This is a genomic window from Saccharopolyspora erythraea NRRL 2338, assembly GCF_000062885.1.
Taxonomy (GTDB): Bacteria; Actinomycetota; Actinomycetes; order Mycobacteriales; family Pseudonocardiaceae; genus Saccharopolyspora_D; species Saccharopolyspora_D erythraea.
Genome location: NC_009142.1, coordinates 6,105,169 through 6,116,957 on the forward strand (window position 1 = coordinate 6,105,169; position 11,789 = coordinate 6,116,957).

An 11,789-nucleotide genomic window follows, 5' to 3' on the forward strand; every position below is an offset into this window, starting at 1 on the left:
CGGGAAATGAGGGAATCTCAACCACAACGCAGCCGCCGCCCGCAACGTTGAAATGTTTTCAGCATCAACCAGTCATGGCCGATTGCGGCGCACGTTCTCGCAGCGGACGCTGTCGCGCCGCGAGCAATCAGCTCACGACAATACCTCCGGACGGAGCCATTCACATTTGGCTGCCTGACGGTAAATTCTCCCCGTACTCGGACAGAGCCGACAACTGGAGACTCAGGGTGAGCCCACATCCCCCCGATTTCGACCGACTTTTCGCCGAGGGCAGCAAGCATGACTGCGGCCGCTTGCGAGAGAGACGCGTCGCGACGGTCAGGGTCGTGGCCGGTGCGGCCCTGCGGCTGCCGACAGGCAGGGTGCTGGCCTGCGAGCCGTGGACCGGCTTCCCCGACGGAGCGCACCGCGATGCGTTCATCCAGCGAGTCCAGCCGGGCGTCTACCCCGTCGAGTTGGTCGTGGCCACCTTCAGCGACCCGGTGGATCCGCGGGGCGATACGACGTTCGACGAAGTCGCCGCGGCGCGTCTGCTCATCCGTCCCGAACCGGTCGCCGCCTGGCGACTCGCACTGCGCGAAGGGCAGGACGACGCCGAACTCGCGGACGGCGAACTCTACGGGTACCCGGTCGACGGTGCTACCGGCTCGTTCGGGTCTCCCGAGGTGTTCGACGGGCTCAAGAACGCCGAAGATCCCGACATCGTCATGGACATCGTCACCGGACTCGAAGCCCCGGACAAGGTCGCCGTCTACACCGACGAGCTGACGGGCGACAACCTCGTGATCTTCAGTTCGGGCGGCGACGGATACTACGGGACCTGGATCGGCTACACCGCTGGGGGAGAAGTTGCCTGCTTCGTCACCGACTTTCTCACCCTGACGGCGAAATAAGGGTGGCCGGAACAGTCGTTGCCTTTCCGCTCTTCACCGAGCGAGCGCGTCGCGGATGAGTCCGGACCCGCCGGCGGGATGCCGTGCTGCGGCAGCCCATCCCTTCCGGCGGGTCCCCGTCCACGGACTGAGCGGTGCGGACACTGCTTGTCAGGTACCGACGATCTCGTCGGGTCCCGGGATGTCTTCCGGCAGCAGCATGCACAGGTCTTCCAGCGTCGGTGAAGCCGTCAACCGCAGGCGTTTGGCGTGCCGTGTCACCGCCGCGTCCATGACCTGGCGGGCGTAGCGGCCGTTGCCGAACGACGCTCCGCGCGGCACGGCCACGAAGTGCGCCCGCAGAGCGGCCACCGTCGGCCCGGTGCACTCGTATCCCGCCGAGGCCGCGTGCTGGGTGACGATGGTGACGAGTTCGTCGTTGGTGTAGTCGGCGAACCGGACCCGGTGCGAGAACCGCGAGGACAACCCGGGGTTGGCCGCCAGGAAGTCCTCCATCTGCTCCTCGTAGCCGGCCGCCACCACCACGACCTCGTCGCGGTGGTCCTCCATCAGCTTGACCAGGGTGTCGATCGCCTCCCTGCCGAAGTCGGTCCCGGAGCCGCGCTGCGACGACAACGTGTACGCCTCGTCGATGAACAGCACCCCGCCTCGTGCCCGGTCGAACGCCTCGGTCGTGCGCTGCGCGGTGTGCCCGACGTACTCCCCGACCAGGTTGGCTCGCCCGACCTCGATCACCTGACCGCGGGCGAGCACGCCCAGCGCGGCGAGGATCTCACCGTAGAGTCGCGCCACCGTCGTCTTACCGGTACCGGGTGGCCCGCCGAAGATCAGGTGCCGGCTCAGCGACGGCACGGGAAGCCCGGCCGCCTGTCGCTGGCGCGCCGAGGCCAGCAGGTCCACCATGTTGTTGACCTCGTACTTGACCTCGCTCAACCCGACCATCTGCTGGAGCTTGTTGAGTAGCAGCTCCACCTTCGCCGAGTCCGCCGAGGCCGCTCCGGCCCCGACTCCGCTTCCGGGCAGCGAACCGATGTCCTCGGGCAGCAGGCGGGTCATCTCGACCGCGTTGGCGTCCGGGGAGTCGGCCAGCCGGTACGCCTGGCGCCCGATCATCTCCTCGAACACCTTCCGGGCGGTACGGCCGTTGCCGAACGACTCGTCGCGCGGAAGCTTGTCGAAGTAGTTGAGGACCGCTTCGCGGGTCTCGAACTCCAGCCGGTAGTCGTTGGCCCGGCACAGTCCTTCCACGATCGTTACCAGGTCCGCCGACGAGTAGTCGGCGAATTCGATCGTGCGGGAGAACCGGGATCCCAGGCCCGGGTTGGACGCCAGGAACTTGCGCATCTCCAGGGTGTAACCGGCCACGATCACCACGATGTCGTCGCGGTGGTCCTCCATGAGCTTCACCAGCGTGTCGATCGCCTCGCGGCCGAAGTCCGCCCCACTGCCGCTGGAAGCCGACAGCGTGTACGCCTCGTCGATGAACAGCACTCCGCCCAGCGCCCGTTCGAAGCACTCGGTGGTCTTCATGGCCGTCCCGCCGACGATGCTGGCGACCAGGTCGGCCCGGCCCACCTCGACGAGCTGCCCGCTGCGCAGCACTCCCAGTTCCGCGAGGATCTTGCCGTAGAGCCGCGCCACCGTCGTCTTACCGGTACCCGGCGAACCGGTGAAGACCAGGTGCCTGCTCATCGGTGGCATCGGCAGACCGGCCGCCGCCCGCCGTTCGGCCATCTGCTCCAACCGGGTCAGGATCTCCACTTCCCGCTTGACGTCCGCCAGCCCGACCAGTGAGTTGAGCTCGTCCAGGAGCTCGCCCAGCGGCCCCTCCCGCCTGCGGGACGGGACGTCCTTGGGTGCTTCCTCGTTCTCCCCGTCCGCGGCTTTGGGAGGCCGAGCCGTCCGGGTACTCCCGGTTTGCTTCAGCTGTTCGGACAACCGCGTGCCGCTGCCGGAAGTGTCGCTTTCCGGGTCCTTGTTGCGCTTGCTCTCGATACCGTTGAGCTTGAGGTTGTCCCGGCGCACCGAGATGCGCAGCCCGACACCGCCGTTGGCCTCCATCAGGCAGTCCCGGACCGAGATGGGCTCGGTGGAGCCGATCACGACGCCGTCGCCGCCGTTGCCGGACGCCTCGCACTCGGCCATGGTGCCCGAGGTGCCGGCCGCCCATTCGACACCCGAGCCCTCCGAACCGCTGGCTCGGGTCTGCGACAGTTCCACCGACGACTCGCCGGAGATCAGCAGACCCTGCTGGCCGGCGCCGGACAGGTCGCATCCGCGCAGCACCGCCTCGCTGTCGGCCACCAGCACGTTGTTCTCGGCGCTGCCGGACACCGTGACGCCGTGCAGGTCGAGGTGGCCGCCATCGGTGGTCCGCACGCCCACGGCTTCCGAGCCCGTGACCGACATGTCCTCGACCGTGAGGCGGCCCTGCTCGGCCACCAGCACTCCGTCCTCAGCCGTCGTCGCGATGACCGCTCCGGTCACCCGGGGCGAGGCACCGGAGCGGACTTCGAGGCCGCAGCCACCGGACCGCTGAATCTGGAGGTCGGAGAAGGACGGGGCGGCGGAGTCGCGGACCAGGACACTCGTTCCCCCACTGCCTTCGACGCGGAGCCCGTCGAACGCCGTGCTGGACTCGGCGATCCACACCCCGATGTCGCCGGGGTCGCTGACCTCGCACTCGCTGAAAGTTCCGGCCGACCCTTCCAGCACGTGGACCCCGTATCCGCCGGGACGGTTGACCCGGACGCGTCGCATCTCCGGAGCGCCCTGCTGTACCAGCACGATGCCCTGCGCCGCCGCATCGTCGACCGAGCAGTCCTCCAGCAGCGGAGTGGCGCCGGTCGCGACGAGCACACCGACACCGGTGCTCTCGACGACGGCCGTGCCGGTCACCTGCAGAGTGCTGCCGCTCTCGACGACCACCGCCGGGTTGCCGGCCCGCACGATGCGGCAGCCGCGGACGGTACCGCGCGAGCGTTCCGCGGCCAGCACGGCGGTGCCCTCCACCTCGGTGATCGTGCAGCCCACGAACTGCGGATTCGCGCCGGTGCGCAGCACCACGGCGGAGTTCTTCATCTCCCGCAGCGTGCAGTTGTCGAAACCGCCGCTACCGCGGTCCACGACGATCACGCCGGCGCCCGCGGGATTGACGAAGGTGCAGGCGTTGGCGAGCACCTCCCCCTGGCCGCGCACGAACAGCGCGGTGGCCGACTGGGCCTCCACGGTGCACTCGTCCAACCGCAGGCGCCCGGTGGGCACGTCGACCGCCGAGGTCTCGGAACCGCTGTGCACGACGACGATGCCGGACAGCGCGGCCGACTCGCTGGTCATCTGGATCGCCGGGTCGCCGCTGGACTCGATGCGGACGGCCCCCGGCGGGCCAGCGGCCGACAGGGTCACATCGCGGTGCAGTACCACCGACTCCTGGTACGTGCCGGGCTGGATCGAGACGACGTCGCCGGTGCTGGCGGCGGCCACCGCGTCGCCGATGGTTCGGTAGCAGTCGGGTTCGGTGGCCGAGACGGTCAGCATCGACCGCGTGCTGCCCGCGTTGATCAGCTTGCCTGCCACATCGGCTCCTCAGGTGCGGGCGCGGACAGCTCGGCGAGGACGTGGTGGTAGGCGCGCCAGCTCAGCGCGGAAGGCGGGCCGTCGGCGGCCAGCGCGTGCTCGACCAGGGCGGGCTCGGGTGCGAGCCGGTACCGGTCCAGGTAGTAGATCGTCGAGTCGCTCCAGATCCACGTGCCGTCGGAGCGGAAGCCGACCGGCACGCTGGCGACCTGCTCGGGGCTCACCACGTCGTCCATCAGCCCGTCGGTAGTCAGCACGACCTCGCCGCCTCGCAGGTAGTCCAGGACACGCTGGGACCGGTCACCATCAAGCCGCGGGTGGTCGGATTCGAAGAACGGCCCGGTCTCCGGGTCCGCACCGTCGAAAACGCGGGCCAGGCGGATCGGGGACGGAGGCTCCGCGGTCCACACCAGCTCGGCCGCCGCGAGTGCCGCTTCGTGGTAGGGAACCAGGACCGTGCCTTCGGTGAACATCTCCACCCGAGGTTCGGCACCCGCCTCGGCCAGGCTGTGCTGCACCTCGGCGACCAGCTCGACGACGTCGGCCGTCTCCTCGGTCTCCCCGAGGTAGATCCGCACCTCCTCGGCCTCGGAGATGCGCATCACCCGCCACAGGCCAAGAAGGCCGCCGACGCGGTTGGCCGCGTCGACGACGATCAGGTCCTGTTCGTCCATCGCGTCGTCGTCCTCCGCGCTGAACTCGAAAGGCGGCGGCGGCAGTTCCTCCGCGCGGGGAGCCTCTTCAACCCCGCTGACTTCCTCTCCGTGCTCCTCGGCCACCGCGCGGATCAGCTGCGCCTCCTCGCGAGTCAATGTGAGCCGTCCGGTCTTGGCAGCGGTGACCAGCATCGATGCGACCTGGTCGTCCTCGCCGTCGGCCAGGCAGGTCCGCATCATGGCCAGGCCGTCGTCGGGGACCCGGCCTGCGAGGTTCAGCAGGAGGTCGTGCAGGTCGTCGCGCTCGACGACGGAGGTCTCGGGATTCACGACGCGCTCCTCGTATTCGTGGCGGTTGGGATGGCGAGCACGCCGGGCAGAGCGGCGAATCGCTCCTGGTCCTCTGCGACGGGGTCCGCCGCGTACAGGCTCTCGCGGGCGGTGGCCGCGGCATCCAGCTTCGTCCGGATGCGAGTGGCGCGCCGTTCGCCGCTCTCGCTGCTGATGTCCCAGCCGGGCGGGACCTCGGCCAGCAGGACCCGGCTCTTGCGCGGGCCGCTGTCGACACCCATCACCCGGAAGACCGTGCCCGGCAGGAACACGACGTCGGCCTCTCGCGCCCCGTCGACCAGCCCCCCGAGGCGACGAGCCGTGACCGACCAGATGAGCACTTCGACGGCTCCCGGCACCACCGCTTCGGCATCGGCTTTCGCCACGATCGGGGCGGGCTCGCAGAGCTCGGCGCCGACCTCGTAGTCGTCCACCGAAGCGGGGTCGGCCGGCCCGCCGCGAACGACGACCCCCTGCAACGACGGCAACCGCCGGAGACCGCTGGCGAGGCAGTACAAGTACGCCGGGTGCATCTGTCCGCCACCGCTGCGCACGGCCTCCACCACGTCGGTCTGTTCGGAGGAGGCGAACACCTGCACGGCGGCCAGCTCGGTCATCATCGCGTCGTCGGCTCCGGAGGACGTCCGCATCCCGGGACGCTCGGCCAGCATCCGGCTCACCATCTGCGTCGCCGCGTCGAACCGCCAGCCGAGCCCCTGCCGGAACTGCTTGCGGTCCTCGTCGGTGCTGGTGCGGTCGGCCAGCCGCAGCGGGCTGGCCGCTGGAGCGGGCTCGGGTTCTGGAGCGGGCTCGGGTTCTGGAGCAGGCTCCGGTGCGGACTCCTGCGCCCTTGCTGCTGGCCCCGGGTTCGCTGCGGGCTCCGCCGCATGCTCGGATTGGGATTCCCGCACCTCGCGCGCCGGTGTCCCGGTGTGTTCCGGCGGGACCGACTGCGCCGGGGCCGGGGCGGCATGGCCACCCGGCTGGGTTCGGGCGCCGGCACCGTTGCCCGGAGCCACCGGCGGCATCGGCTGCTGCGGTGCCGCCGGAACGGACCACGCCTGCGTCGCCGGGGGCGATGGCGGGGTCCTCGTCCGCCCGGCCGCGTCCGGCGCCGCGTGGACCGAGGGCAGCGCCGGCATAACCAGGGTCGGCCCTTCGTAGTAGCCGCCGGAGCCCGGCGTACTGGGCTCCGGCGCAGGGTCCGGTGCCGACTGTGACGGCTGCCGGCGTACCTCCCGCGCCGGCTGCGAGTGCGATGGCGGCTGCGACTGCGGCACCGACTGCGACTGCGGCACCGGCGCCTGTCCGCCTGCCGTGCGAGCCGTGGTCGCGGCTTGTGGCCCCCGGCCGGGGCGCATGACGGTCGGGACCGAGACGGTCGATCCCAGCATCGCCAGCCCGGACACCGAAGTCGGCGGGGACGGGGCGTCCTGCGGCTCGGGCGAGTTCTCGGTCACCGGCTGCGAAGGCGGCGGCGTCGCCGGCTCGGAAGCGATCGGAGCGGACCGGCTTCTGCGGCGCCAGTTCTCCCCGAACGGCCGCATCCGGCCTTGAACGTCCACTGTGACCGGCGCGGTGCGGCCGGCACGGTGCCCGGTCGCGGAAGAGGTGGACGGCGTCGGGACATCCGAGGACGACGCCGCTTCAGCGCGTTTTCCGTCCGCCCCGCCGGTCGTATCGGGACGCACCGGCTCCGCCGTGCGGGTAGTCGGATTTTCGCCCGCCGACGTGGGAATCGCTACGGTCGGCCGGTCGACCGGGGTGCTGATGGGGCGCTCGGTGTCCGTGGGCGGCGGGACGGGCCGCGGATCAGCCGCCCCGGAGGGTGCCTCGGCGTCGGGCCGGCCAATGGTGGCCGGGGCCGGCGCTGAGCCGGACGGTCTCCTTGTGGCAGCACGGTCGATTTCCACTGTTGACGCCTCGGCGTACTTCTCGCCGTTGCCCGGCTTGCGTTCACCGGTCGTCCCACCCCGCGCCGGGGTTCCCAGATTCGGTCGAGTCCTCTCCGGCAGCTCCTTCGCCGCGGGCCGGGTGGGCTCGATACCGGCCGAGGTCAGGACTTGCACGGGCACTTGCAGCGCGGCGCCCACCCCAGCGAGAGAAGCGGGATCGACCCAGGGCGAAGCCACCAGGCGCAGCCGCTGCTGGGCGTCCGCCGGCAGGGAGCGGGCGAGTTTCTCGATCGCGGTGAGAACCCGCGCCGGCACCTCGTCGGGCGACCGGGTGACCGCGGTGACCACGATGCTGACCCGGTCCGGGTCGACGGGCAGCCGAGTGGCGGCCGACTCCGGAGTGGCCGCGGCCGGGCGCACCAGCAACCCGCACGGGATCGCGTTCACCAACCAGCCTTCGGTGAGCCAGTAACGACCGGGACCCGCGCTGTGCAGGCCCGGGGCCGGAGCCACGCCGCTGCACGGGGTCGGAGCCCCCTGCGGGAGGTAGATGCTCTCGTGCAGGAACGGTCGCCAGGTCGGCCGGCCCGCGCGGTCGATCGCGACCATGCTGCGGACACCGGTACCGGCGTAGTACGGCATGGCATGGCTCGCACGCACCGGAACACCGAGATAGCCGGCGAGCCGCTGGGCGAACGGCACCGCCCACGCCGGCTCGGGTCCGTAGACGGTGAGCACGAAGTTCTGCCTGAGCGGCTCCGGCAGGGCCTGGACGATCTTCGCGACGTCGGCGACCTCCGGCAGGTCCTCGCCCGGTGCTCCCACCAGGATGCGCGGCCGTTCGCCCGGCGGTACACCGAAGCCGGTGTCGGCGAGCGACGCGGGCTTGGCACCCCCGATCCGCACCCAGAGACCAGCCGGGATGGCGACCACGCCGGCCCGGCCGGCGACCCTTTCCCCCAGGTCCGCCGGCAAGGCCGACTCCCACTTCGGACTGGGAAATCGAGGCCCGTCGTGCTTGGCCTTGCGCCCGCGGCGGAAACGCAGCCACCCGGCACCGGGGCCCGCGGAGAAAAGCTCGCCGCCGCGCAGGATGACCAGCTCGCCATCGGGTGCGATCACCTCGACGCCCAGCTCCTGCGCCAGGCGCGCAGCCAGTGACGGCGTGCCGTCCGGGTTGGTCCTGCCAGAGCCGCTGGCCACCAGCCGCACGTTGTCCGGGCGTCGGCCGCGACCGCGCGAGAGCGCACCGGCAAGATCGCTCAGCACGCCGGAGTCGAGTCCGTGCAGCGCCGCGTAGCCCGACTGGTCCAGGACGACAGCTCTGCGATGGTCCTCGGCCGCCATCTTGTCCGCGAAGGCCAGACCCGGGTCCCGGGCCCCGCCGGCGCGCACCAACACCGATGTACCCGCCCGCTCTACCACGATCGCAGCCATCCGCAACCCACCTCCGCACCAAACCCGTCAGTTCTTCCACGTTCGGCCCAACGCTGAGGGTTCACGTCTCGCATCAGCCGTTTCCGGTGCTCCAGACCGGCTCGTCTTCCGGAGGACGACGCAACGCCTCCATCGCGCGATGCAGCGCGACGGCATCCAGTTCCGGAGGGAGCAGGCCCGACTCCCTGATGTGCGCCAGCAGCTCCGGATCCGGCGCCAACCGGTGGTGCTCCAGGTAGTACGTCACGGTGTCCGGCCAGATCCAGCTGCCGTCAGTGCGGAAGCTCATCGGCACGACGGACCCGCGGTCGGGCTCGACGACATCGCCCAGAGTCGCCGTCGTGATCATCAGCGCGGTGCCCGAGCGCAGGTAGTCCAGCACCTGACCGCGCTCGGCCTCGTCGTCCATCAGGGGGTGGTCCGGGAGGAAGCCCGGTCCGGACGTGGGGTGCACCACGTCGAACACGCGCGCAACCTTGACGTCGGGTGCCTCCGTGGCGGCCCACAGGAGCACACCGTGAGCGCGGGCCATACGCTGGTAGATGGGCACATCGCCGTCCACCGGAGTGACCTCGACCTGGGGAGCGACTTCGCCGGCCGCCGCGAGCGCCTGCTGGAGCCGGGCGGTCAGCGCGGGCAGTTCGGCGTCGTCGTCGGCCTCGACGACGTAGATGGCTTTCGGCGGCGGGTAGGGCGACCCGTCCGCGGGAGCCCGCCACGCCCGCCACAGCCCGTGCGCCGCGGGCTCCGCACCGAGCAGGTCGATCAGAGCCGCCGCGGCGGGATCATCCTCGGCGCCCGGCGCCTCCGGCCCCTCGGCGCTGAACTGCCACACCAGCGGCTGGTCATCGACCGCGGGCTCGATGCCTTGCAGCGCGTCGAGCGGTGCGCCGTCGGCCTGGAGGACCGCCGAGAGCATGCCCAGGTCGTCTTCGCTGAGCGCAAGGCCGTACCGGGTGGCGCTGAACGCCACCGCCCGGGCGACCTCGCCCAACCGGTCTTCGGACAGCCACCCACGCGCCTCGGCCACCAACTCGTCCGGCGCGAGACCGGCCTGCCGCAGCAAGAGGTCGTGCATCCCTGCCCTGGCGGCCGCTTGGCGGTCAGGTGCGGTCATGTTCTGCTCCTCAACACGTGGATGGTCGGCGCCGCATCGCGGTGACTCGCATGGCGAGTCACCCGGTGGCCGTGCTGGCGGTCTACCGCTGGTCACGGTTGTCCCCCGGGGGAACGTTCACCTGTGCGCGGATGCTGGAACGAGGGCTACCGGGACGTGCCTGGCCAGCGACGCGTCCTGCTCACAAGACCGCCCCTTCGTACCTTGATCTAGGCACTCGGGTGCAGCGAACGTCCCGCCAGAGGCCACACGCACCGGATCGCGGTGGAGCATGGACGCACTTTGCTGAATCGAATGAGACAGGGGTGCTCATGGCGGGTCCGGTGCTGTCGTCGTCCGATATCCCCGGTCCGCCCCCCTCCGCTGGAGGGCACAACCTGCGCGATATCGCCGAGGCCGGGGGATTGCCCGGCTTCCAGGTCCGGCTGCACCGCACGTACGGCGAGATCGCGCACTTCGCCATGCCGAACGCCCAGGTCGTGTCCGTCGCGTCGCCGGAAGTGCTGGAGAGCACACTGGACCTGCCCGAATGCCCGATGGAGCTCGCACCGTTCCTGACACCGCTGGCCGACGCCGCGAACGTCCTGCTGAGCGGCGAACAGGACCGCGCACGATGGCGTCGCACGGTCATCCCCGCGCTGAGTTGCCCGCACCGGGCCGAGTCGGACCACCCCCGGTTCATCGACATCATCGAGGAGTCGGCGCAACGATGGTCGTCGACCGGGGAACCGGTAGCGCTCGAGCGCGAGCTCGACACCCTCGCGCTTCGCTTGATGTGCACGAGCGTGCTGGGGTCCACGCCGGGTCAGGCGGCCATCGTCGAGCGGGTGACCGATGCTTTCGAGAGGCTGCCGGAGTTCTTCCTCGGCCAGGTGTACGGCGTGCGCACCACGAGCCAGGAGCCGGCTGTGGATTCCGCACTCACGACACTGCGCGACGTCGTCACCTTCCTGGTCGACGAGGTCGCACCGTCTGATCTCATCTCCGCAGCCCGGCGGGCGGGGCAATCGTCGAAGGACCTAGTGAACACCCTCCTCGCGATTCTGATCGGGGCTCATCGCACGACGGGTACCGTCGTCTCGCACGCGCTGCGGCAGTTGATGCGGCACCGCGACGTGGCGAAGCGGCTGCGTGCGGAGCTCAAGACGGTCCTCGGCGGCAAGGCTGCTCCTGCTTTCCACGAGCTGCCGTGCCTTCGCTACCTGCGGAGGACCTTGAACGAGTCGGTCCGGCTGGCGTCGCCGGTGCCGGGCATCGCGCGCCGCGCGCCCGACGGGATCGCTCTCGGCGCCTACCGGATTCCCGCCGGAACAGTCGTCCATTACGCGATCCGCGCGGTGCACATGAACCCCCGGGTGTGGCCGAGACCGGACGAGTTCGACCCCGATCGCTTCGACACTGCGCCCCAGAACAGCCGACCGGCGATGGCTTTCGTTCCCTTCGGCATCGGGCGCAACGACTGCCCCGGAGCCTTGGTGGCCATGGAACACGCACTGCTGATGCTCGCCGTGCTGGCGCATCGGTTCCGTTTCGAATCGCGCACGGCCGGCAAGCAGGGCTCCAGGTTCTCGCTGGGCGGCCCCTGCGCTGATCCGGTGCGGGTGCGGCCTCGCCGCAGCCGGTGACGGCCGGGGCGGATCCGGAGCGCGACGAACACGTGCTTCGCGAGGCTCTGCCGATGTGCGAGACACTCGCGCGCGTAATGGGAATCACCGCGCCGATACGGGTCGACTGTCGTGAGGACGACGAGAGAACCGTCAAGGTGATCGACGCCCCGGTTCGCCGACTGGTCGATTGAGACATTTCCGGCGCCGCTCATACCAGTGGGCGGCGGCGCATACTTGACCGGTAACGCAGACCTCCGTGCGAATCCGAACCCGGGTCC

General features: G+C 70.5%; 6 protein-coding genes. 2 read left to right on the plus strand and 4 right to left on the minus strand.

Features of this window, described 5'->3' with window-relative positions; genetic code table 11:
• Nucleotides 1–326 precede the first annotated feature (326 nt).
• Complete coding sequence (locus tag SACE_RS26350; protein WP_009947483.1) at nt 327–893, plus strand: DUF4241 domain-containing protein; 567 nt, start codon at nt 327–329, stop codon at nt 891–893.
• A 150-nt stretch (nt 894–1,043) separates the two neighbouring features.
• Here the strand turns inward: SACE_RS26350 and SACE_RS26355 are convergent, their stop codons facing one another.
• From SACE_RS26355 to SACE_RS26370, 4 genes are all read right to left on the minus strand, one after another.
• On the minus strand, nt 1,044–4,469 hold the full coding sequence (locus SACE_RS26355) for a right-handed parallel beta-helix repeat-containing protein (protein ID WP_009947482.1): 3,426 nt from the start codon (nt 4,467–4,469) through the stop codon (nt 1,044–1,046).
• Nucleotides 4,454–5,455: a BTB/POZ domain-containing protein gene (locus SACE_RS26360; RefSeq protein ID WP_009947480.1), complete on the minus strand. Its 1,002-nt coding sequence runs from the start codon at nt 5,453–5,455 to the stop codon at nt 4,454–4,456. The genes SACE_RS26355 and SACE_RS26360 overlap by 16 nt, the downstream gene beginning before the upstream one ends.
• Nucleotides 5,452–8,787, minus strand: a complete 3,336-nt coding sequence (locus SACE_RS37250; RefSeq protein ID WP_011874729.1) for a hypothetical protein — start codon at nt 8,785–8,787, stop codon at nt 5,452–5,454. The genes SACE_RS26360 and SACE_RS37250 overlap by 4 nt, the downstream gene beginning before the upstream one ends.
• A 73-nt stretch (nt 8,788–8,860) precedes the next feature.
• Complete coding sequence (locus SACE_RS26370; protein ID WP_029621707.1) at nt 8,861–9,904, minus strand: hypothetical protein; 1,044 nt, start codon at nt 9,902–9,904, stop codon at nt 8,861–8,863.
• A 311-nt stretch (nt 9,905–10,215) separates the two neighbouring features.
• Here SACE_RS26370 and SACE_RS26375 point away from each other — a divergent pair, with 311 nt between their 5' ends.
• Nucleotides 10,216–11,529 carry a cytochrome P450 gene (locus tag SACE_RS26375; RefSeq protein ID WP_011874731.1) on the plus strand — a complete coding sequence of 438 codons (1,314 nt, stop codon included), beginning with the start codon at nt 10,216–10,218 and terminating at the stop codon, nt 11,527–11,529.
• Nucleotides 11,530–11,789 lie beyond the last annotated feature (260 nt).